The sequence below is a fragment of the Streptomyces sp. NPDC020489 genome (assembly GCF_044386545.1).
Taxonomy (GTDB): domain Bacteria; phylum Actinomycetota; class Actinomycetes; order Streptomycetales; family Streptomycetaceae; genus Streptomyces.
The window spans coordinates 195,828-217,672 of the sequence record NZ_JBIRUZ010000001.1; the positions used below are offsets into that span (position 1 = coordinate 195,828).

23 protein-coding genes are annotated in these 21,845 nt (G+C 72.1%); 13 read left to right on the forward strand and 10 right to left on the reverse strand.

Going from position 1 to position 21,845, the window contains the following annotated elements; all coding sequences use genetic code 11:
* The first annotated feature begins 181 nt into the window (after positions 1-181).
* Positions 182-877: a TerB family tellurite resistance protein gene (locus ACH41F_RS00820; protein WP_391229154.1), complete on the forward strand. Its 696-nt coding sequence runs from the start codon at positions 182-184 to the stop codon at positions 875-877.
* 58 nt (positions 878-935) lie between these two features.
* Here the strand turns inward: ACH41F_RS00820 and ACH41F_RS00825 are convergent, their stop codons facing one another.
* Positions 936-1,871 (reverse strand): dihydrodipicolinate synthase family protein, encoded by a 936-nt coding sequence (locus ACH41F_RS00825; RefSeq protein ID WP_398831945.1) that lies wholly within the window; start codon positions 1,869-1,871, stop codon positions 936-938.
* A gap of 105 nt (positions 1,872-1,976) precedes the next feature.
* On the opposite strand from ACH41F_RS00825, the gene ACH41F_RS00830 reads away from it, so the two are divergent.
* Positions 1,977-2,414, forward strand: coding sequence for a protein phosphatase (locus tag ACH41F_RS00830; protein ID WP_391229158.1), 438 nt, complete (start codon positions 1,977-1,979; stop codon positions 2,412-2,414).
* Between the two features lie 11 nt (positions 2,415-2,425).
* Here ACH41F_RS00830 and bla read toward each other — a convergent pair whose 3' ends face one another.
* On the reverse strand, positions 2,426-3,349 hold the full coding sequence (gene bla / locus ACH41F_RS00835) for a class A beta-lactamase (RefSeq protein ID WP_391229159.1): 924 nt from the start codon (positions 3,347-3,349) through the stop codon (positions 2,426-2,428).
* Positions 3,350-3,417: 68 nt separating this feature from the next.
* Here bla and ACH41F_RS00840 point away from each other — a divergent pair, with 68 nt between their 5' ends.
* Entirely contained in the window at positions 3,418-4,566 is a 1,149-nt protein-coding gene (locus ACH41F_RS00840; RefSeq protein WP_398831949.1) for an abortive phage infection protein, read from the forward strand.
* Here the strand turns inward: ACH41F_RS00840 and ACH41F_RS00845 are convergent.
* Positions 4,554-6,026, reverse strand: a complete 1,473-nt coding sequence (locus tag ACH41F_RS00845) for an alpha/beta fold hydrolase (protein WP_391229161.1) — start codon at positions 6,024-6,026, stop codon at positions 4,554-4,556. The two genes, ACH41F_RS00840 and ACH41F_RS00845, sit on opposite strands and share 13 nt — an antisense overlap.
* A 138-nt stretch (positions 6,027-6,164) precedes the next feature.
* On the opposite strand from ACH41F_RS00845, the gene ACH41F_RS00850 reads away from it, so the two are divergent.
* From ACH41F_RS00850 to ACH41F_RS00865, 4 genes are all read left to right on the forward strand, one after another.
* The gene (locus ACH41F_RS00850) at positions 6,165-7,001 is read left to right on the forward strand and encodes a hypothetical protein (protein WP_391229162.1); all 837 of its coding nucleotides are present in this window, start codon (positions 6,165-6,167) and stop codon (positions 6,999-7,001) included.
* Positions 7,002-7,111: 110 nt separating this feature from the next.
* Positions 7,112-7,333: a hypothetical protein gene (locus tag ACH41F_RS00855; RefSeq protein WP_391229163.1), complete on the forward strand. Its 222-nt coding sequence runs from the start codon at positions 7,112-7,114 to the stop codon at positions 7,331-7,333.
* A 46-nt stretch (positions 7,334-7,379) separates the two neighbouring features.
* Positions 7,380-8,126, forward strand: a complete 747-nt coding sequence (gene recO / locus ACH41F_RS00860; protein ID WP_391229165.1) for a DNA repair protein RecO — start codon at positions 7,380-7,382, stop codon at positions 8,124-8,126.
* Positions 8,127-8,149: 23 nt separating this feature from the next.
* Complete coding sequence (locus ACH41F_RS00865; RefSeq protein WP_391229167.1) at positions 8,150-8,998, forward strand: isoprenyl transferase; 849 nt, start codon at positions 8,150-8,152, stop codon at positions 8,996-8,998.
* A 91-nt stretch (positions 8,999-9,089) separates the two neighbouring features.
* Here the strand turns inward: ACH41F_RS00865 and ACH41F_RS00870 are convergent, their stop codons facing one another.
* The 4 genes from ACH41F_RS00870 to ACH41F_RS00885 all read right to left on the reverse strand — a co-directional run bounded on the left by ACH41F_RS00870 (position 9,090) and on the right by ACH41F_RS00885 (position 12,209).
* Positions 9,090-9,503, reverse strand: coding sequence for a transcriptional repressor (locus ACH41F_RS00870; protein ID WP_391229168.1), 414 nt, complete (start codon positions 9,501-9,503; stop codon positions 9,090-9,092).
* A 62-nt stretch (positions 9,504-9,565) separates the two neighbouring features.
* Positions 9,566-10,468, reverse strand: a complete 903-nt coding sequence (locus ACH41F_RS00875) for an iron chelate uptake ABC transporter family permease subunit (protein WP_391229170.1) — start codon at positions 10,466-10,468, stop codon at positions 9,566-9,568.
* Entirely contained in the window at positions 10,468-11,256 is a 789-nt protein-coding gene (locus tag ACH41F_RS00880) for an ATP-binding cassette domain-containing protein (protein ID WP_391229172.1), read from the reverse strand. The genes ACH41F_RS00875 and ACH41F_RS00880 overlap by 1 nt, the downstream gene beginning before the upstream one ends.
* Positions 11,253-12,209, reverse strand: a complete 957-nt coding sequence (locus ACH41F_RS00885) for a metal ABC transporter solute-binding protein, Zn/Mn family (RefSeq protein ID WP_391229174.1) — start codon at positions 12,207-12,209, stop codon at positions 11,253-11,255. The genes ACH41F_RS00880 and ACH41F_RS00885 overlap by 4 nt, the downstream gene beginning before the upstream one ends.
* A gap of 131 nt (positions 12,210-12,340) precedes the next feature.
* On the opposite strand from ACH41F_RS00885, the gene ACH41F_RS00890 reads away from it, so the two are divergent.
* The 4 genes from ACH41F_RS00890 to ACH41F_RS00905 all read left to right on the forward strand — a co-directional run bounded on the left by ACH41F_RS00890 (position 12,341) and on the right by ACH41F_RS00905 (position 16,269).
* Positions 12,341-13,723 carry a glycine--tRNA ligase gene (locus tag ACH41F_RS00890; protein ID WP_398831953.1) on the forward strand — a complete coding sequence of 461 codons (1,383 nt, stop codon included), beginning with the start codon at positions 12,341-12,343 and terminating at the stop codon, positions 13,721-13,723.
* A gap of 156 nt (positions 13,724-13,879) precedes the next feature.
* Entirely contained in the window at positions 13,880-14,491 is a 612-nt protein-coding gene (locus ACH41F_RS00895; protein WP_398831955.1) for a LysE family translocator, read from the forward strand.
* A 136-nt stretch (positions 14,492-14,627) separates the two neighbouring features.
* Positions 14,628-15,650 carry an aldo/keto reductase gene (locus ACH41F_RS00900; protein ID WP_391229180.1) on the forward strand — a complete coding sequence of 341 codons (1,023 nt, stop codon included), beginning with the start codon at positions 14,628-14,630 and terminating at the stop codon, positions 15,648-15,650.
* A gap of 25 nt (positions 15,651-15,675) precedes the next feature.
* Complete coding sequence (locus ACH41F_RS00905; RefSeq protein ID WP_391229182.1) at positions 15,676-16,269, forward strand: TetR family transcriptional regulator; 594 nt, start codon at positions 15,676-15,678, stop codon at positions 16,267-16,269.
* Between the two features lie 118 nt (positions 16,270-16,387).
* Here the strand turns inward: ACH41F_RS00905 and ACH41F_RS00910 are convergent, their stop codons facing one another.
* Together ACH41F_RS00910 and ACH41F_RS00915 are read right to left on the reverse strand one after the other, a co-directional pair.
* Positions 16,388-16,594 carry a hypothetical protein gene (locus ACH41F_RS00910; RefSeq protein ID WP_391229184.1) on the reverse strand — a complete coding sequence of 69 codons (207 nt, stop codon included), beginning with the start codon at positions 16,592-16,594 and terminating at the stop codon, positions 16,388-16,390.
* 116 nt (positions 16,595-16,710) lie between these two features.
* Positions 16,711-18,141 (reverse strand): MFS transporter, encoded by a 1,431-nt coding sequence (locus ACH41F_RS00915; RefSeq protein ID WP_391229186.1) that lies wholly within the window; start codon positions 18,139-18,141, stop codon positions 16,711-16,713.
* 101 nt (positions 18,142-18,242) lie between these two features.
* Here ACH41F_RS00915 and ACH41F_RS00920 point away from each other — a divergent pair, with 101 nt between their 5' ends.
* Positions 18,243-19,115: a helix-turn-helix domain-containing protein gene (locus ACH41F_RS00920; RefSeq protein WP_391229188.1), complete on the forward strand. Its 873-nt coding sequence runs from the start codon at positions 18,243-18,245 to the stop codon at positions 19,113-19,115.
* 19 nt (positions 19,116-19,134) lie between these two features.
* Here ACH41F_RS00920 and ACH41F_RS00925 read toward each other — a convergent pair whose 3' ends face one another.
* Entirely contained in the window at positions 19,135-20,580 is a 1,446-nt protein-coding gene (locus ACH41F_RS00925) for an MFS transporter (protein WP_398831962.1), read from the reverse strand.
* A 97-nt stretch (positions 20,581-20,677) separates the two neighbouring features.
* On the opposite strand from ACH41F_RS00925, the gene dusB reads away from it, so the two are divergent.
* The gene (dusB, locus tag ACH41F_RS00930) at positions 20,678-21,832 is read left to right on the forward strand and encodes a tRNA dihydrouridine synthase DusB (protein ID WP_398831964.1); all 1,155 of its coding nucleotides are present in this window, start codon (positions 20,678-20,680) and stop codon (positions 21,830-21,832) included.
* Positions 21,833-21,845 lie beyond the last annotated feature (13 nt).

Sequence of the window (21,845 nt, forward strand, 5' to 3'; positions counted from 1 at the left end):
CGCACCGGCGTTTCGAGGCCCTGCCCGCTGTCATACAGCGGGCAGGGCCTCGTCCCTTTTCGGCCATCCCTCTGTGCAGGTCACGGAAAGGTCTCGTCCAAGGTGCTGACTCGGGCACCCGGATGTGGCTAACATCACGCCAGCACGGCGATGTTGCCGTGCGGTCACGCGGAGGTGCGACGTGCTGCCAGGACGGGGACGAAACGGCCGTGCCGCCAGTGCTGCGCGCATTCTGGGCTGCCGTACCGCGTGGACGCCGACGGGCGACGGGGAGTTCTTCTGCCCGGGCTGCGGAGGCGACCGCAACTACCAGCGGCTGACCGGCAGGCGCCGCTTCACCCTTCTCGGCATGCCCGTGCTGCCGCGCGGCGAGACCGGCCCGGTGGTGGAGTGCGCGGCGTGCAAGCGCCACTTCGGCACCGACGTCCTCGACCACCCGACCACCACCCGCTTCTCCGCGATGCTCCGCGACGCCGTCCACACCGTCGCCCTCGCGGTGCTCGCCGCGGGCGGCACCTGTTCCCGTACGGCACTGGAGACGGCCGCGGGCACGGTCCGTGCCGCCGGCTTCGACGACTGCACGCAGGAACAGCTCGGCGCCCTGGTCGAGGCGCTGGCCGCCGACACCGGGCGGGTCTTCGGCGAGCCCTGCGGTCCCGGCCTCGCCATCGAGCTCCACGAGGCACTGGACCCGCTGGCCCCCCACCTCGCCCCGGCCGGCCGTGAGTCGATCCTGCTCCAGGGAGCCCGGATCGCCCTGGCCGACGGCCCGTACACCCCCGCCGAGCGCGACGCCCTCGCCACCGTCGGCGCCGCGCTCACCATCTGCGCGGACGACGTGACCCGGCTGCTCGCCGCGGCCCGTACACCGTCGTAGGACCGCCACCGCTCCCCGGGGGAGGCGCACACCCGGGTGCGCTGTGCCGGCCGGGTTCCTACAACAGGCCCGCCGCGGCAAGGAACTTACCCACCGTCTCGACCTCGGCCTCGGACAGGCCCACCTGGGGCTCGGCGGTCACCGGGCACCCGATGACGCCCCGCAGGTACAGCGCCGCCTTGAACGCGCCCAACGCCGCCGAGGAGCCCCCCATCCTGCCCGCGTCCCCCGCCCGCACCATCCCGAACAGCGCGCACAACCGCTCCTGTTCCACCCGGGCCCGTTCCCAGTCACCCGCCCGGCACAGCCGGTCCAGCCGCACGTAACCCTCCGGGTCCACGTTCGCCAGGCCCGGCACCGCGCCGTCCGCGCCGACCTGGAGCGCCGCGTCCACGATGAGCTCGGAGCCGGTCAGGACGCTGAAGCCGTGGATGTCGCCGCGGGTCCTGGCCCCGACGACCACCTCGCGGAACGCGCCCAGGTCACCGCTGGAGTCCTTGAGGCCGGCGAGGACGCCCTCGGCGGCGAGTTCGAGCACCAGTTCCGCGGGCAGCTTGGTGTGGACGGCCGTGGGGAGGTCGTAGGCGAGGACCGGGACCGGAGCGGCCGCGGCGACCAGGTGGTAGTGGCGGGCGACCTCCGCGGGGTGGGTGGCCGTGTAGAACGGGGAGATCACGACCACGGCGTCCGCGCCCGCCGCCGTCACCGCCGCCACATGGTCCAGGACCCGCGGGGTCGTCATGTCGATCGCGCCCGCCAGGACCGGGAGTTGACCGCCGACATGCCCCGTGACCGTCTCCACGACCAGCCTGCGCTGCGCGTCCGTCAGATACGCCGCCTCCGACGACGTGCCGAGCACGAACAGCCCGTGCACCCCGCCCCGCACCAGATGGTCGACGAGCCGGAGCAGCGAGGGGACGTCCACCTCGCGGGAGGGGGTCAGGGGCGTGCAGACGGGCGGGACGACACCGGTCAGCGGGGCGGGGATCGTCATCGAGGCTCCCTGGGGTCGTGGCTCTGGCCTACCGGGACAGTGTGCCGCGCCCGGGGGCGGGAAATCGGGCGGCGGGCGGGAGGCGGGGCGTGGTCGAATGGGCCCATGGACCAGTGGGACACGAACCTGGCGGGAGTCATGCGGCTGCCGTCCGGACGGCTGGTGCGCGGCCGCGGCCTGCGGTATCCGCTCGGACCGGAGGCGCCGACGCCGTCGTACGCCCTCTATCTCCTCGGCTCCCGGCCGCCCGAGGTGCCCTGGGAGTCCCGTTGGGTCCGCTGGCCCGACTTCCGGCTCCCGGCGGACGGGCCCGACGCCCGCGCCGCGCTGACCGAGGCCTGGGAGCGCGCCGCGGGTGTTCGCGTCGAGGTGGCCTGCGGAGGCGGGCGCGGGCGGACGGGGACGGCGCTGGCCTGTCTGGCGGTCCTGGACGGCGTACCGGCGGACGAGGCCGTCGCGTACGTCCGGGCGCACTACCACCGGCGGGCGGTGGAGACGCCGTGGCAACGGCGCTATGTGCGGCGGTTCTCAGGGACCGCGTAGGCCCGCGCCGGTCAACCGAGCGTCTCTGCCAGGAACTTGGCCGTCTCGGCGACCAGGACGTCGTCCCGGGCGGCCGATTGCTCCGGCTTCGTCGTCAGGATCGCCAGCAGCACCGGGGTCCCGTCCGGCTTCCAGGCGATACCCGTGTTGTTGTTGGTGCCGTAGGAGCCGCCTCCCGTCTTGTCCGCGACCGTCCAGGATTTGGGCAGCCCGGCGCGCAACCGGGTGCCGCTGGTGGTGTTGTTGAGCAACCAGTGGGTCAGGAGCCGGCGGTCGGGGCGGTTCAGGGCGTCGCCGAGGACCAGCCGGCCGTACGTCCGGCCGATCGCGCGCGGGCTCGTGGTGTCCGTGATCCGCCACGGCTCCGCCGAGTTGAGCTCCGTCTCCCAGCGGTCCAGGCGGGTCACCCGGTCGCCGAGGGAGCGGGCGAAACGGGTGATGGCGGTGGGGCCGCCGAGTTCGCGCAGCAGCAGGTTGCCCGCGCCGTTGTCGCTGAAGGTGATGGCGACCTCGGCGAGTTCGGCGACCGTCATGCCGTCGGCCAGGTGCTCACGGGTCGTGTCGGAGCCCTCTGCCGGCAGGTCGGCGTCCGTGTAGTGGATCCGGCGGGACAGGAACTCGCCGTGCCGGTCCAGATCGCGCAGGACGGCCGCGGAGGCCAGGGTCTTGAACAGCGAGCACATCGGGAACAGTTCGTCGGCGCGGTGCCGGACCGTCCGTCCGGTGCCGAGGTCGCGGGCGAACACCCCCAGACGGGCCCCGTGTTCGGTCTCCAGCTCGCGCAGGCGGCCGGTGACCTCGGGGGTGGCCTGTGCCGGGGTGGCCGCGAGCAGCGTGGCGGCCGAGGCTGCGAGAAGCGTACGTCGGGTGAAGATCGCGCTCTCCTTCGTCCGATGACATGGATGATCTCTCAGTAGATCGACGCCGGACGTCATCCGTTGGTTGCGGGCCCGTAGACCATCGGCGGACGGCGGTGCGGGCGCCGGCTCGCCACAGTGGCCCTATGGAGAACACCAAGGGGATCGATCGGGCACAGTTCCTGGCGGGCGCGGCGGCGGTCGCGGCGGGCGGGGCGCTGCTGCCGGCGGGGCGCGCGACGGCGGCGGGCCGGGACAGGGGGGCCGGGGCACGGCGGGGCCTGACCCGGCGGGGGGTCGTCTACACCGTCGGCGCGGGGGAGACGCCGGCCACCGCGTGGAGCGCCGCGCGGATGCGGGCGGACCTGCGAACCATCCGTGACGACCTGCACGCCGACACCGTCGACGTCACCGGCGACGGCGTCGAGCGGCTCACCGCCACCGCCGCCGAGGCCGCCGAGCTCGGACTGCACGTGTGGCTCCAGCCGACCCTCGGCGACGTCCCGGAGCGGGACGTCCTGGAACACCTCGCCGAGACCGGCCGGTTCGCGGAGCGGCTGCGCCGGCAGGGCGCGAGCGTCGAGTTCAGCGTGGGCTGCGAGTTCTGGCTGTTCGTGCCCGGGATCATCCCCGGGGACGACGTCTTCGAGCGCATCGACAACCTCCAGAACGGCACCGTCGACTGGGCGGCCATGCAGGCCCGCCTCGCCCGTTTCACCGCGCGGGCGGCGGCGCTCGGCCGCACGGTCTTCCACGGCCGCCTCAGCTACGCCTCCGCCCCCGAGATCGACGTCGTCGACTGGAACCTCTTCGACGTCGTGGGCATCGACTACTACTCGTACTTCCCCCGACGAGCCGATTACGTACGGGAGGTGAGGCAGCACCTGCGCTGGGGCAAGCCCGTCGCCGTCACCGAGTTCGGCACCTGCCCCTACCGGGGCGCCCCCGAGGCGGGCGGCATGGGCTGGGACATCGTCGACCACGACAAGACCCCGCCGGAGATCAAGGACCCGGTCCCGGTCCGCAGCGAGCGCACCCAGGCCGCCTACCTCACCGACCTGTTGGACGTCTTCGAGTCGATGAACCTGTACGCCGCGATGGTGTTCGAGTTCCTCACCGCCGACGCCCCGCACCGCCCCGGCGACCCCCGCCACGACCTCGACATGGCGAGCTACGGCATCACCAAGGCGCTCCAGGACCGCCCCGGCGACCCGGACACCCGCTGGCACCGGGAGCCGAAGGCGGCGTTCCACGCGGTGGCCCGTGCCTACCGCCGGGCCGGTCAGCGGCAGTAGGTGTCGCCGGCGGGACGCTCACCGGTGGCCAGGAACCGCGACACGAGCCCGTCCCCGCACGCGTTGCCGTTGTCCAGATAGGCGTCGTGGCCCGTGGAGTCCACGGTGACCATGACCGCACGCCGGCCGAGGGCCTCGCGGAGCTTCAGGGCGCCGCTCACGGGGGTGGCGACGTCCCGTTCGTTCTGCACGAGCAGGATGTTCGACGGCCCTCGGCCGGTGACGCGGACCGGCGCCTCCTCGGGCGCGTACGGCCAGGCGGCGCAGACCATCGCGTTGCGCGGCATCCCGGCGGTGAGCGGGTACCTGGCCCGGCTCTCCGCGACACCCTTGCGGTACACGGCCGCGGCGCGCGGCCAGGCAACGTCGTTGCACAGGGTGCCGGCGCCGACCGCGGCCACGTTCTGCAGGACCGCGTCGGGCGGCGAGGCGGGCGCGGGCGGCAGGGTGCCGCTCTCCGCGGCCAGCATCAGCTTCGCCAGGACGGGGAAGTCGTCGGGGTCGTAGAGGCTGTCCAGCATGGTCTGACGCAGCACGTTGCCGTTGAGCTCCTGCGGGTTGGCCCCGGGCCACGGCATCGGCTCCCGGTCCAGCCGCGCGGCCAGCCTCAGGAACAGCGGCCGCACCTCGGCGGCGCTCCCGGCGAGCCGGTACGGGTTGTCGGGCCGCGCCGCCCACTCGGCGAACTCCGGGAAGGTGTCCTCGACGCCCCGCTCGTGCCCGGCGAGCCAGGCCCGGGACACCTTCCGCGGGTCGGGGTCGTCGTTGCTGTCCAGCACGAGACGGTCGGTGCGGCGCGGGAACAGTTCGGCGTAGACGGCGCCCACGTACGTCCCGTACGACACCCCCCACGCGGAGATCTTCCGCTCGCCGAGCGCCGCCCGCAGCCGGTCGAGGTCCCGGGCCTCGTTGCGGGTGCTCAGGTGCCGGAGCAGCTCGCCGCCGTTCGCCGCGCAGGCGTCCGCCATCCGCCGGGCGGTGACCAGGTTGTCGTCGACGGACCCGTCGGCGGCGGGCCAGGGCCGCAGCTTGGACAGGGCGAGGTCGGCGTGGTCGAGCCCGCAGGTGACGGCGGTGGAGGGCGCGAGCCCGCGCGGCGCGAACCCGATCAGGTCGTAGGCGTCGCGCACCTCCTGCGGGAGCCGCTGCCCCTTGCCCGAGGGGTCGTTGAGACTCGACCCGCCCGGCCCGCCGGGGATCAGGAACAGTGCCCCGCGCCGGGCGTCCGGGTTCTCGCTCGGGATCCGGGACACGGCGACGGAGATCTTCCGGCCGCCCGGATCGGCGTAGTCCATGGGGACCTCGAGGGTGGCGCACTGCTGGCGGGGGTCGACGGCCGGACCCGCGCACCGCGTCCACTCCAGGGCGGGGGAGGCGGCGCTCGCGGTGAGCGGGGTGACGACGCCGAGCGTGACGGCGGTGACGGCGACGAGGGCGGCGGTGCGTGCGGTCTGCTTCATGACCACGAGCCTCGCGGATCTTCGGCGACCGCCCCATCCGGCCAACTGCCTTGTCGGCACGGGGGATTGCCCCCGCCCGGGCGGGGCGCCGCGGAAAATCCGGGCGACCGGGGAGGGACGCCGTGGAATCGTGCCCCCGTGACCCTGCCCCGTACCACCCCCTACGACGACGACCGCGCCGCCTACTCGCGTGCGGCCCTGGCGCGCCTCGCCCTGTGTGCGCAGGCCGTGCACGCCGCCTCCCGCGCCCAAGCCCTGGTGGCGACCCGCAACGACGTGGACACCGGCCCGGGCGGCCGGGTCAGCGAGGCGGTGAGCGTCGGGGAGGCCGCCGAGCGGTTGCTGGCGCGGGCTGTCGTCTACGAGCGGGAGCGAGGGGCCTCCTGGGCGGAGATCGGGCACTACCTCGGACTCGGCGCGGCGCAGGCCGAGGGCCGCTGGACGGCCGAACTCGACCGCTGGAGCGACGCCTTCGAGGTGCCGTACGAGCTGGACCCGACCGGCCGTAAGCGCGTCCCCCGGCTGCCCCGGGGCGCGTACGACCCGCGCGGTGCCCTGTGGGGGCTGGACCTCTGGGCGGGCCTGCACGTGACCACCGGTGACCGGCACGCCGTCAGCGGGGGCCTGACCCCCTGCCCCGTCCACGCCGAGCGCGAACTCGGCGGCGCCGTCCACAGCGCGCACCTGCGCACCTTCCTGGAGGTGCTCTCCGGCTACCTCGTGTACGAGTTCGACGACACCGACTGGGACACCGTCGCGCTCGGCATCGAGGACACCGACGACGAGGAGGACGTCACCGGCTGGTACGACTGTCCGCTGGAGGGTGGCCTGCACGCGGTCCGGGTGCACCTCGCCCGGTGCCGGCCCTTCCCGGAGGACGACGACGGTGAGACCGACCTCGTCTCCGTGCGCGTCACGGGCGTGTACTCCGCCGATCTGTGGCTGCGTGTCGACACCCTGATCACCGCGCTGTGACACGGACAGACTCCTGCCGAGTGTAGGAGCAGTCCCTCACACCGCAGGTGAAAAGCGTGAAACTCGGCAGGGTCGGGGAGCCAGCTGACGGCGACGAAAGAGGAGCGGACATGAAACCCCCACCCCCCGTCGGAAGCCACGTGGTGGACACCCGCAGCGGAAGGGTCGGCATCGTCATGGGGCACGAGGGGCCGTACGTGCAGCTCAGGCCCTACGGCGGCGGCAAGGAGTGGGACGCGGACCCCGCCGGGATCCGCCGCGCCACCCCCGCCGAGCGGCTCGGCGCCGGGACCGCGCCGACGGACGCACACGGCCGCGGCGAGGTCCCTTGAGGCGGACCGGCCCCGCCGCGCTCCGCGCGTACGCGAGAATGGACCCATGAGCCTGTTCCGTGACGACGGCATCGTGCTGCGTACCCAGAAGCTCGGTGAAGCCGACCGGATCATCACGCTGCTCACGCGCGGTCACGGGCGGGTGCGGGCGGTGGCGCGGGGGGTGCGCAGGACCAAGTCGAAGTTCGGGGCGCGGCTCGAACCCTTCTCCCACGTCGACGTGCAGTTCTTCGCGCGCGGCAGCGAGCTGGTGGGGCGCGGGCTGCCGCTGTGCACCCAGAGCGAGACCATCGCGCCCTACGGCGGCGGGATCGTCAGCGACTACGCGCGCTACACCGCCGGGACGGCCATGCTGGAGACCGCCGAGCGCTTCACCGACCACGAGGGCGAGCCCGCCGTCCAGCAGTACCTGCTGCTCGTCGGCGCCCTGCGGACGCTCTCCCGCGGCGAGCACGCCCCGCACCTCGTGCTCGACGCCTTCCTGCTGCGCTCCCTCGCCGTCAACGGGTACGCCCCCACCTTCAGCGACTGCGCCCGGTGCGGAATGCCCGGGCCGAACCGGTTCTTCTCGGTCGGTGCGGGCGGTTCCGTCTGCGTGGACTGCCGGGTGCCGGGGAGCGTCGTACCCTCACCGCAGACCCTGGAACTCCTCGCCGCGCTCCTTACGGGAGACTGGGAGACCGCGGACGCGAGCGAGCCGCGGCATGTCCGGGAGGGCAGCGGGCTGGTCTCCGCCTATCTGCACTGGCATCTGGAACGCGGACTCCGCTCGCTGCGTTACGTAGAGAAGTAAGACGAAGAGGAATCGAGAAGCACATGGTCGTAGGCCGGCTGTTGGGGCGCCAGCGCCGCGAGTACAAGTCGCCGGAACCGCACCCCTCCGGTGCCCGCGCGCCGAAGCTCCCCGGCGAACTCGTCCCGAACCATGTGGCGATCGTCATGGACGGCAACGGCCGCTGGGCCAAGGAGCGGGGTCTGCCGCGCACCGAGGGCCACAAGGTCGGTGCCGAGCGCGTCCTGGACGTGCTCCAGGGGGCGGTCGAGATCGGCGTGGGCGCCATCTCGCTGTACGCGTTCTCCACCGAGAACTGGAAGCGCTCGCCCGACGAGGTCCGCTTCCTGATGAACTTCAACCGCGACTTCATCCGCAAGACCCGCGACACCCTCGACGAACTCGGCATCCGGGTGCGCTGGGTGGGCCGGATGCCCAAGCTGTGGAAGTCGGTCGCCAAGGAGCTCCAGATCGCCCAGGAGCAGACCAAGGACAACGACCGGCTCACGCTGTACTTCTGCATGAACTACGGCGGCCGCGCCGAGATCGCCGACGCCGCGCAGGCCCTCGCGGAGGATGTCCGGGCCGGCCGTCTGGACCCGTCGAAGGTGACCGAGAAGACCTTCGCGAAGTATCTGTACTACCCGGACATGCCGGACGTGGACCTGTTCCTGCGGCCCAGCGGCGAGCAGCGCACCTCCAACTACCTGCTGTGGCAGAGCGCGTACGCCGAGATGGTCTTCCAGGACGTGCTGTGGCCGGACTTCGACCGCCGCGACCTGTGGCGGGCGTGTGTGGAGTTCGCCTCCCGGGACCGCCGCTTCGGCGGCGCGATCCCGAACGAGGAACTCCTGGCCATGCAGGGCAGGACTCCCGAGCAGCGGGGGCGGTAGCCGCCGCCCGGGGCCGTCGACGCCGCGGGGGACCGTCCGCCGGTCTCCCGCTCGCCGAACGGCCCGTGATACGGACCGGTCGGGGAGCCGCCTAGGAGGTCTGCGCGCAGTCCGCGCAGGTGCCGAAGATCTCCACCGTGTGGGCCACGTTGACGTAGCCGTGCTCGGCCGCGATGGCCTCGGCCCACTTCTCCACCGCGGGGCCCTCGACCTCGACGGCCTTGCCGCAGACGCGGCACACCAGGTGGTGATGGTGGTCGCCGGTGGAGCAGCGGCGGTAGACGGACTCGCCGTCGGAGGTGCGCAGGACGTCGACCTCGCCGGCGTCGGCGAGGGACTGCAAGGTGCGGTAGACCGTGGTCAGGCCCACCGAGTCGCCCTTGTGCTTGAGCATGTCGTGGAGATCCTGCGCACTGCGGAACTCGTCGACCTCGTCGAGCGCCGCCGCCACGGCGGCCCGCTGCCGGGTCGCGCGGCCCTTCACGGGCGGTCCAGCGGTCGTCACCGTTGCCTCCTACCTGACGTCTGCGGCTGCCGGGCCATTGTGCCAGCCCGTTCCGTGCCGAGTCAGACGCCGATCTTCCCGGACGCCTCCCGGCTGGCCGGAATCGTGCATTCCGCCGGGTCGCCGCCGGGCTGCGCGGCCGCCGCCTGACGGGCCCGGCGCCGGGCCAGCGGGGTCGCCAGCACGGTCAGCACGATGAACGCGCCGATGGTCAGCAGCACGATCGTCGCGCCGGGCGGTACGTCCTGGTAGTACGAGGTCACGGTGCCGCCGATGGTCACCGCCACCCCGATCGCCACCGCGATCGCGAAGGTCGCCGCGAAACTCCGGCTGAGCTGCTGCGCCGCCGCCACCGGCACCACCATCAGCGCCGACACCAGCAGCAGGCCCACGACCCGCATGGCGACCGTGACCGTGATGGCCGCCGTGATCGCGGTGAGCAGGTTCAGGGCGCGCACCGGCAGCCCCGTCACACGCGCGAACTCCTCGTCCTGGCTGACCGCGAAGAGCTGCCGCCGCAGCCCCAGCGTGACCAACACCACGAACGCGGCCAGCACGCAGATCGCGGTCACGTCGTCCTCGGAGACCGTGGACAGCGACCCGAAGAGGTACGAGGTGAGGTTCGCGTTGGAGCCGGTGGGCGCGAGGTTGATGAACATCACGCCGCCGGCCATGCCGCCGTAGAAGAGCATGGCGAGGGCGATGTCGCCGCGGGTGCGGCCGAACCAGCGGATCAGCTCCATGAGGACGGCACCGAGCACGGAGACGACGGTCGCCATCCACACCGGGGACCAGGACAGCAGGAAGCCGAGGCCGACGCCGGTCATCGCGACATGGCCGATGCCGTCGCCCATCAGGGCCTGGCGGCGCTGGACGAGGTAGATGCCGATCGCGGGGGCCGTGACGCCGACCAGGACGGCGGCGAGCAGGGCCCGCTGCATGAAGGCGTAGTTCAGGAATTCCATCAGCTCAGCAGTCCCGTCCGGATCGGTTCGGCGTCGTGAGCCGCGTGCGGGTGGACGTGGTCGTGGCCGGGCAGCGCGTGCTGGCCGACCGCCTTCGGGGGCGGGCCGTCGTGCAGGACGCAGCCGTCGCGCAGGACGACCGCGCGGTCGATCAGCGGCTCCAGCGGACCCAGTTCATGGAGGACGAGCAGGACGGTCGTGCCCTGCGCCACCTGCTCGCGCAGCGTGCGTGCCAGCACCTCCTGGCTGGCCAGGTCGACGCCCGCCATCGGCTCGTCCATGATCAGCAGTTCGGGGTCGCAGGCCAGCGCCCGGGCGATCAGCACACGCTGGTGCTGGCCGCCGGAGAGGGCGTCCACGGAGTCCTTGGCGCGGTCCGCGAGGCCGACCAGCTCCAGGGCGTGCCGCACGGCCGCGCGGTCGGCCTGGCGCAGCACGCCGAAGCGGGCCCGGGACAGGCGGCCCGAGGAGACCACCTCGGTCACCGTGGCGGGCACGCCGCCCGCGGCCGTGGTGCGCTGCGGGACGTACCCGACGCGCGCCCAGTCACGGAAGCGGCGGCGGGGGGTGCCGAACAGCTCGATCTCGCCGGCCGCGACCGGCACCTGGCCGATGACGCTGCGCACGGCCGTCGACTTGCCCGAGCCGTTGGCGCCGAGCAGCGCGACGACCTCACCGCGGTGCACGGTGAGGTCGATGCCGCGGAGCACGGGGCGCGAGCCCAGGTCGGCGCGGACCCCGCGCATCGATATGACGGGCTCGCTCACTGAGGCCTCCGTAACGGTCATGTGGCGCCGAGAGCTGTCTTGAGCGCCGCGAGGTTGGACTCCATGACCTGGATGTAGTCCTCGCCCTCGGACTTGTCGGTGATGCCCTCGAGCGGGTCGAGGACGTCCGTCTTCAGTCCCGCGTCCGAGGCGAGGGTCTTCGCGGTCTTGTCGGACACCAGTGTCTCGTAGAACACGGTGGTCACTCCGTCGGCCTTCGCCTCGGTCTGGAGCTCCTTGATCCGGGCGGGGCTCGGCTCGCTCTCCGGGTCGAGTCCGGAGATGGCCTCCTGGGTGAGGCCGTAGCGCTCGGCGAGGTAGCCGAAGGCGGCGTGGTTGGTGAAGAAGACCTTGGTCCTGGTGTTCTTCAGCCCGTTCTCGTACGCGGTGTCGAGGGCGTCGAGCTTCGCCGTCAGGGCGGCGGCGTTCTTCTTGTAGTCGGCCGCGTGGTCGGGGTCGGCCTTCTCGAAGGCCCGGGCGACGCCCTCGGCGACCTCGCGGTACTTCACCGGGTCGAGCCAGAGGTGCGGGTCGCGGGCGTGCTCCTCCTCCTCGGAGTGCTCCTCCTCGCCGCCGTGCTCGTGCTCCACGTCGCCGTGGTCCTCCAACGTGGTCAGCGAGGCCGCGTCGATCTTGGTCTCGACCTCGGACTGGGAGACGGCCTTGTCGACGGCCGGCTGGAGCGACTTCAGGTAGAGCACCGCGTCCGCCTCGCCCAGCTCGGCGGTCTGCTTGGTGCTGAGCTCCAGGTCGTGCGGCTCCTGACCGGGCTCGGTGAGGGTGGTGACGTTCACGTGGTCCCCGCCGATCTGCTCGGCGAGGTACTGCATCGGGTAGAAGGACGTGACGACGTCGAACTTCTCCGTGTTGCCGGCCGCGGTGCCGTCGCCGGAGCAGGCGGACAGGGTGCCGAGGCCGAGAGCGGTGGCCGCCGCGACCGCGATCCCGGATATGTGGTGTCGTCGTACGTTCATGACACTCATTTTCAACAAATATGGAAACCGTTGTCAACAAAGCGGGGGTGGGGAACCGATTTGATACCGGGGGTGGCGACGCCGGTAACCTGAGGCATTCGCTGCCGTCCATTCGTCATGAAGAGAGCACCGTGGCCGCCGACAAGATCGACACCATCGTCAGCCTGAGCAAGCGCCGTGGCTTCGTTTTCCCTTGTAGTGAGATCTACGGCGGCCAGAAGGCCGCCTGGGACTACGGACCCCTGGGTGTCGAGCTGAAGGAGAACCTGAAGCGTCAGTGGTGGCGCTACATGGTCACCTCGCGCGAGGACGTCGTCGGTCTCGACTCGTCCGTGATCCTGGCCTCCGAGGTCTGGGTCGCCTCCGGTCATGTCGCCACCTTCAGCGACCCGTTGACCGAGTGCACCTCCTGCCACAAGCGGTACCGCGCGGACCACCTGGAGGAGGCCTACGAGGCCAAGCACAACCGCCTCCCGGAGAACGGCCTGGCGGACATCAACTGCCCCAACTGCGGCAACAAGGGCCAGTTCACCGAGCCCAAGCAGTTCTCGGGTCTGCTCTCCACCCACCTCGGCCCGACCCAGGACTCCGGCTCCGTCGCCTACCTGCGTCCCGAGACCGCACAGGGAATCTTCACCAACTTCGCCCAGGTGCAGGTCGCTTCGCGCAAGAAGCCGCCGTTCGGCATCGCGCAGATGGGCAAGTCCTTCCGCAACGAGATCACGCCCGGCAACTTCATCTTCCGCACCCGCGAGTTCGAGCAGATGGAGATGGAGTTCTTCGTCAAGCCGGGCGAGGACGAGAAGTGGCAGGAGTACTGGATGGAGCAGCGCTGGAACTGGTACACCGGTCTCGGCCTGCGCGAGGAGAACATGCGGTGGTACGAGCACCCGAAGGAGAAGCTCTCCCACTACTCCAAGCGCACCGCTGACATCGAGTACCGCTTCCAGTTCGGCGGCAACGAGTGGGGCGAGCTCGAGGGTGTGGCCAACCGCACCGACTACGACCTCACCGCGCACTCCAAGGCCTCCGGCCAGGACCTCTTCTACTACGACCAGGAGGCCGGCGAGCGCTGGACGCCGTACGTCATCGAGCCGGCCGCCGGTGTCGGCCGCGCGATGCTGGCGTTCCTCCTCGACGCCTACGTCGAGGACGAGGCCCCCAACGCCAAGGGCAAGATGGAGAAGCGCACGGTGCTGCGTCTCGACCACCGCCTCGCCCCGGTGAAGGTCGCGGTCCTCCCGCTCTCCCGCAACCCGGAGCTGTCCCCGAAGGCCAAGGGCCTCGCCCAGGCGCTGCGCCAGCACTGGAACATCGAGTTCGACGACGCCGGCGCCATCGGCCGCCGCTACCGCCGCCAGGACGAGATCGGTACGCCATTCTGTGTCACCGTCGACTTCGACACCCTCGAGGACAACGCGGTGACCGTCCGCGAGCGTGACTCGATGAAGCAGGAGCGCGTGTCGCTGGACCAGATCGAGGGCTACCTGGCGAGCCGTCTGATCGGCTGCTAGTCACCCAGGATTCGCCAAGACCCCGGTTCCCGTGCCCGACAGGACGGAACCGGGGTCTTGTTCTGTCCAGGGCTCCCCCGCGGGGCGGAGTGGTCCCCCTGGCGGCCGGTCGATTGGCCCTGTGACCGGTGGCCCGCCCGCGACAGGGTGAACGCCATGAGCCTCGCGTTCCTGCTGACCACCCTCGTCGTGGTCGCCACTCCCGGTACCGGTGTCGTCTACACCCTCGCGGCGGGCCTGTCGCGCGGGCGGCGGGCGAGCGTCGTGGCGGCGTTCGGCTGCGCCCTCGGGACCGTGCCGCACATGGTGGCCGCGATCACCGGCGCGGCCGCGCTGCTGCACGCCGGCGCCACCGCCTTCCAGGTCCTCAAGTACGCCGGTGTCGCCTACCTGTTGTGGATGGCGTGGGCCACCCTGCGGGACCGGGACGCCATCGCCGTGGAGGGGCCGAGCGCCCCCGTCCCCGCCGGGCGGGTCATCGTCCGGGCGGTGCTGATCAACGTCCTCAACCCCAAGCTGACGATCTTCTTCTTCGCGTTCCTGCCGCAGTTCGTGACCCCGGGGGAGCCGCACGCGCTGACGCGGATGCTCGCGCTGAGCGGCGTCTTCATGCTGGTCACCTTCGTGGTCTTCGCCGCCTACGGGGTGCTCGCGGCGTCGGTCCGCCGCCATGTGATCTCACGGCCCCGGGTGCTGACGTGGCTGCGACGGAGCTTCGCGGGGTCCTTCGTCCTGCTCGGAGCGAAGCTGGCGACGACCGAGGGGTGACGCGACGCGGGCGACCCCCGGGTGAGGCGAGACGGCCCGGTTCCGTGACGGCCGGGTGCGCTGAGATGACGGACTAGTGACAAGTGACAGCTGACAGATATTGAAATTTGTCAGCTGTCATGTCAGGCTGAGAGGCATGACCACACAGACCCGCACCCTCGGCACCACCGGCCCCCAGGTCTCCGCCCTCGGCCTTGGCTGCATGGGCATGTCCGGCATGTACGGCGACGCGGACCGCGCCGAGTCCGTCGCCACGGTCCACGCCGCCCTGGAGGCCGGCGTGACCCTGCTCGACACGGGCGACTTCTACGGCATGGGCCACAACGAACTGCTGATCAACGAGGCCCTGCGCACCGCCCCGGCCCACCTGCGCGAGAACGCGCTGCTCAGCGTGAAGTTCGGCGCCCTGCGCGGCCCGGACGGCGACTGGTACGGCTTCGACGGGCGCCCGGCCGCCGTGAAGAACTTCGCCGCGTACTCCCTTCAGCGCCTCGGCGTCGACCACATCGACGTCTACCGGCCCTCCCGCCTCGACCCGGACGTGCCGATCGAGGAGACCGTCGGCGCGATCGCCGAACTGGTCGAGAAGGGATACGTCCGCCACATCGGGCTCAGCGAGGTCGGCCCGGAGACCATTCGCCGGGCCGCCGCCACCGCCCCGATCGCCGACCTCCAGATCGAGTACGCGCTCATCTCCCGGAGCCCCGAGCGGGAGATCCTGCCCACCCTGCGCGAGCTGGGCATCGCCGTCACCGCGTACGGAGTGCTCTCGCGCGGGCTGATCTCGGGCCATGTCACCCCCGGCCGGCAGTACGCGCCGACCGACTTCCGCGCCCACTCGCCGCGCTTCCAGGGCGACAACCTCCAGCACAACCTCACGCTGGTCGAGTCCCTGCGCAAGATCGCCGAGCAGAAGGGCGTCTCGGTCGCCCAGATCGCCATCGCCTGGGTGCTGGCCCAGGGCCCCCGGCACGACACGACCATCGTGCCGCTGGTCGGCGCCCGCACCCGCACACGGCTCGACGAGGCCCTCGGCGCCCTGGACGTCACCCTGGACGCGTCCGACCTCGACGCCATCGAGGCGGCCGTACCCGCGGACGCGGCGGCCGGTGAGCGGTACGCCCCCGCACAGATGGCCATGCTCGACAGCGAGCGCTGATCGGCGCGCCGGGTACCGTCTAGGCATGCCCCCGACCAGCGAGACCCTGACCGCCGAGCGCATCCTCGAAGCGACCGAGGAGGTGCTGCGCCGCCACGGCCCGGCGAAGGCGACCGTGGTGGACGTGGCCCGCGCGCTCGGCGTCAGCCATGGCAGCGTCTACCGCCACTTCCGTACGAAGGCGGCGCTGCGGGAGGCGGTGACGAAGCGGTGGCTGGACCGGACGACCGAGCAGCTGGCCGGGATCGTCGCGGCGGAGGGCCGGGAGCCCGAGTCCCGGCTCCGGGACTGGCTCACGGCCCTGTTCGAGGTCAAGCGCCGCAAGGCCGGCGACGACCCCGAGCTGTTCGCCACGTACTCGGTCCTGGCCGGTGAGGCCGGGGAGGTGGTCGGCGAGCACATCACCGACCTGACGGCCCAGCTGACGGAGGTGGTCCGCGCGGGCGTCGCCGCGGGGGACTTCGCCACCGTGGACCCGGCCTCCGCGGCCCGCGCGGTCTTCCAGGCGACCGGCCGCTTCCACGACCCCTGCTACGCCCGCGAGTGGGAACAGCCCGGCGTGGAGACCGAACTCGAAGCGGTCCTGGATCTGCTGGTCCGGGGTCTGCGGGCGGGCTGAGCCCCGGACCGGCCGAGTCTCGGACCGGCTGAGCCTCGGGCCGGTGGGCGCGTGACCGGTGCCCCGCGTGCCCTCTGTACAGGCCTGCCGTGCCCGGCCCTCGTAAAAGTTCGCCCCGTCACCCCGCCGTGGGGTCCACCGTCGCCTGATGTGCCTCTGCCAGATGGTCCTGCGCCTTCAGCCACGGCAGGAACTGCGCGGTCTTGCGCCAGCCGCAGGTGTCGCATCTGATCGTGCGTTGCGTGCCCTGGCGTCGCACCTGGACGACGTGCTCGCGCCCGTGCTGGTCCCAGCGGCTCACTCTGCTCGAGTCGATCCCCGACACGGCCTCACCTCCGGCTAGGAGTGTGCAGCAGGACCAACATCAACAGCAGTGTCTTCACGGCACGTTCGCCGTTCGTCGCCGTTCCTCGGCGTCCCCGGCGCGTTCCCGGAACCGCCTCAGCCGACCGTCCGCGGCAACCGCAGGCTCAGCAGGCCCGTCAGGGCCACGCCCGCCAGTTGCGCCGCCAGTGTCGTCACCAGCGCGTCCCGCATGCCCAACGCCGGGATCAGGGACAGGAACAGGGTGCCGAGCGTGGCGACGCCCAGGGCCAGGGCGGACTGTTGGATGGTCACCATGACGCCGCCGCCGACGCCCGCCCGCGCGGCCGGTACCTCGGAGAGCACGATCCGGAAGATCACCGGGAGTTGGAGGGCCTGACCGGCGCCCGCGATCGCCGCTCCCGGGAGCAGTTCCAGGAGTCCGAGGCCCGGCCAGGACCGCCACGCCGCCAGCGCGATCAGTCCGACGCCGACCGCCTGGATCCCGGCCCCCGCGGTCACCACGCGCGTGCCGAACCTCGCGACCAGCCGGGGTCCCGCGAGGGAGACGAAGAAGAACGTCACCGCCATCGGTGCCAGCGCCAGCCCCGCCCGGACCGGGCCGAGCCCCGCGCCCTGCTGCAACGCCACCGCGATGACGAACATGAAGCCGCTGAAGCCGATCGAGAAGGGCACGATCATGACCAGCCCGCGCCGCAGCGACACCAGCCGGAACAGGCTCGGCGGCACCAGCGGCGTACGCCCCAGCCGGTCCGCCCGGCGCTCCACCGCCCAGAACGCCGCCGCCACGAACGGGAACGCCACCAGCGACAGCCACGTCCACAGCGGCCAGCCCGCCGAGCGGCCCTCCGTCAGCGGGGCCAGCAGGGTCAGCAGCGAGACGCCCAGCAGGACCGTGCCCGGGCCGTCCACCGGCTGCGGGTGCGGGGAGCGCGTCTCGGGCACGGCACGGGCGGCCAGGACCAGGCCGACGAGGACCACGGGCACGTTCACCAGGAAGACCGAGCGCCAGCCCGTGCCCGCGACGTCGGCGGCGACCAGGACACCGCCCAGGATCTGGCCGGCCACCATCGACAGGCCGGCCGTCGCGCCGTACAGGCTCATCGCCTTGGCGCGCCGCTGTCCGGAGGTGGCCGCCTGGATGGTGGCGAGGACCTGCGGCAGCATCGCCGCGGACGCCATGCCCTGGGCGACCCGGGCCGCCACCAGGGTCCACGCGGTGGGCGCGAGCCCGCAGGCCAGCGAGGTCAGACCGAAGGCCGCCATGCCGCCGAGGAAGAGCCGGCGGCGGCCGAACAGGTCCCCGAGCCGCCCGCCGAGGACGAGGAGGACCGCGTACGCCAACCCGTAGCCGGACACGACCAGTTCGAGGACCGACTCGCTCGCCGCGAGATCCCGGCCGATGGTGGGCAGGGCGACGTTCACGATGAAGAAGTCGATGAGGGGCAGTGCCGCGCCGAGCAGCACGGTGAAGAGTCCGAGGCCGCCGAGCACGGGTGGCGCGCTCGCGGTGCGGACCGGGCGTGGAAGGGTGGTTTCGGTGGTCACGCGCCCCAGCCTCCGCCCATCGCCAGAGGGGTACCAGAGTGTCTTTATCCTGGTAGCGGGAGTACCTGGCAACAGGGTCCGGACGGCGGCACGCTGGAGGCATGACGACGATGGTCCAGGAGCCGACGGTGGCCCCCGCCGACATCCGGCGGCATGAACTCGCCGCCTTTCTGCGGCACCGCCGCGAGCACCTCACCCCCGAGCAGGTCGGCCTGCCCCGCGGCCGCAGGCGCCGCACCCCGGGACTGCGCCGCGAGGAGGTCGCCCACCTCTCCGCGGTCGGCGTCACCTGGTACACCTGGCTGGAGCAGGCCCGCGACATCCAGGTCTCCGTGCAGGTCCTGGACGCCCTCGCCCGCGCCCTGCTGCTCGACCCGAGCGAGCGCGCCCACCTCTTCCAGCTCGCCGGGGCGGCGGACCCGACACCGGCCACCCGCTGCCCGTCGATCACCCCCGCGCTGCTCCAGATGCTCGAACAGCTGGAGCCGCTCCCGGCCTGCGTGCAGAACAGCCGTTACGACATCCTCGCCCACAACCGGACCTACGGCCTGCTCCTGTGCGACCTGGAGGCGGTGCCGCCGCAGGACCGCAACTGCATGGTGCTGTGCTACACCAACGAGGAGTGGGCCCGGTCGATCGTGCACCTGGAGGAGACCCGCCGGCTGATGGCCGCCCGGCTGCGCGCCGCCATGGCGAACCATCTCGCCGAGCCCGCCTGGAAGATGCTGCTGAAGCGGCTGCGCGCGGAGTCCCCGGAGTTCCGCGAGGCCTGGGACCGGCACGAGGTGGTCTCCCACCGCAGCAAGCGCAAGGAGTTCCGCAACCCCCACGTCGGCCGGGTCTCGGTCATCCACACCGACCTGTGGCTCGGCCCGGACCTGGGGCCGCGCATGGTGACGTACACCCCGGCGGACGAGGAGTCGCGGGAGCGGCTGGAGAAGCTGCACGCCATCGCGGTCGCCCGGTCGGCGTGAGACGACGGCAACCGCTGGGCTACGCGCCGACCTGTGCCGCCTCGCGCACCTCGGCCGACTCCAGCCGCTCGGCGGTGCGCAGCGCGGTCCGGCGCGCCCAGGCGCCGCTGGTCACCGCGCCCAGCACCAGCACCGCGAGCCCGCACCCGGCGATGATCCACCAGGCCGGCACCGAGGCGGCGACGAACGTGTCGGCGTACGAGGCCGAGCCCACGCCCGCCACCAGCACGGCCCCCACCACGGCCACGCCGAGGGTCTGACCCAGCTGCCGGCTGGTGGAGGCGACCGCCGCCGCGACGCCCGCCTGCGCCCGGGGCATCCCCGAGACCGCCGTGTTGGTGATCGGCGCGTTCACGAACCCGAAGCCGACGCCGAAGAGCACATAGCCGAGCAGGAGCGTGACATCGGAGGTCTCGGCGTCGAAGGCGGCGAACAGCACCCCGCTCGCGGTGATCGCCACCCCGGCGACCAGCAGTGGCAGCCGCGGCCCGTGCCGGCCGACCAGCCGCCCGGAGAGCGGGGCGCACAGGAATGTCGGCGCGGCGATCGGCAGCATCCACAGACCGGCGTGCAGCGCGTCCAGGCCGCGGACGTTCTGGAGGTAGAGGGTCGACACGAACAGGAAGCCGCCCAGTGCCGCGAACGCGCTGATCGCGATCACCGTGGCCCCGCTGAACGGTGCCGAGCGGAAGAACCGCAGGTCGATCAGGGGTTCGTGGCGCCGGGGCTCGTAGACCAGCAGCCCCACCAGAGCGGCGAGCGCGAGCGCGGCGTACGGCAGGACCGGGCCGAGGCCGGTGTTCGGCGCCTCGATGATCGCGTAGGTCAGGGAGCCGAACAGCGTGATCACCAGGAGCTGGCCGACCGGGTCGGGGCGGCGGGCCTTGGGGGCGCGGGACTCGGGGACGAAGCGGAGGGTGAGCAGGAGGGCGGCGAGGCCGACGGGGAGGTTGATCCAGAAGATCGAGCGCCAGCCGACGGAGTCCACCAGCAGGCCGCCCGCGACCGGTCCCGCGGCCATGGAGATGCCGACGACCGCGCCCCACGCCCCGATCGCGCTGGCGCGTTCGCGGGGGTCCGTGAAGGTGTTGGTGATGATCGACATGGCGACCGGGTTGAGCATCGAGCCGCCCACCGCCTGGACCATGCGGAAGGCGATCAGCGCCTCCAGGTTCGGGGCGAGCGAGCACAGCACCGAGCCGAGGGTGAAGACGATCAGGCCCGCGACGAAGACCCGCTTGCGGCCGAGCCGGTCGGCGGTGGAGCCGGCCAGCATCAGCAGGGAGGCGAGCACCAGGGTGTACGCGTCGATGGTCCACTGGAGCCCGGACGTGGTGGCGTCGAGGTCGTGCTGCATGGACGGCAGGGCGACGTTCAGGACGGTGTTGTCGAGGCTGACGATCAGCAGGCTCATGCAGCAGATCGCGAGGACGAGCAGGCGTCGCCGGAAGCTGAGCTCGGGCATGAGAGTCATCGTACGCCCGTATCGATAGTGCGTCTAACTAATGGTAGGTACAAGGTCAGGCGGACCGGTACCTGTCGTCGTACGCCACAATGGGGGAATGCCCACGACCGCGCCCACCTCGCACTCGACCCTCCGGATCGGTCCGCACACCGTGCAGCCGCCCGTCGTCCTGGCCCCGATGGCCGGGATCACCAACGCGCCCTTCCGTACCCTGTGCAGGGAGTTCAGCGGCGGCAAGGGGCTGTTCGTGAGCGAGATGATCACGACCCGGGCGCTGGTCGAGCGCAACGAGAAGACCATGCAGCTGATCCACTTCGACGCGACCGAGACACCGCGCTCGATCCAGCTGTACGGCGTCGACCCGGCGACCGTCGGCAAGGCCGTCCGCATGATCGCGGAGGAGGACCTCGCCGACCACATCGACCTCAACTTCGGCTGCCCGGTGCCCAAGGTGACCCGCAAGGGCGGCGGCTCGGCACTGCCCTACAAGCGGAACCTGCTGCGGGCGATCCTGCGCGAGGCGGTCAGCGGGGCCGGGGACCTGCCCGTGACGATGAAGATGCGCAAGGGCATCGACGACGACCACATCACCTACCTCGACGCGGGCCGGATCGCGGTCGAGGAGGGGGTGACGGCGATCGCGCTGCACGGCCGGACCGCCGCCCAGCACTACGGCGGCACGGCGGACTGGGAGGCGATCGCGCGTCTGAAGGAGCACGTGCCGGAGATCCCCGTCCTCGGCAACGGCGACATCTGGTCGGCGCAGGACGCGCTGCGGATGGTGCGGGAGACCGGGTGCGACGGCGTGGTCGTGGGCCGTGGCTGCCTCGGCCGGCCGTGGCTGTTCTCCGACCTGGTGGCGGCGTTCGAGGGGCGCGCCGAGGACATCGCGCGGCCGTCGCTGCGCGAGGTCGCCGACGTCATGGTCCGGCACGCCACTCTCCTCGGCGAGTGGATCGGCGACGAGGCCCGGGGCGTCATCGACTTCCGCAAGCACGTGGCCTGGTACCTCAAGGGCTTCGCCGTCGGCTCGGAGATGCGCAAGCGCCTCGCGATCACGTCGTCGCTGGAGGAACTGCGTTCCGGTCTCGACGAGTTGGACCTCGACCAGTCCTGGCCCACGGGCGCCGACGGCCCCCGCGGCCGCACCTCGGGCAACAACCGGGTCGTCCTGCCGGACGGCTGGCTGAAGGACCCCTACGACTGCGCGGGCGTGAGCGAGGACGCGGAGCTGGACACCTCGGGCGGCTGAGGCACTCCGGGCG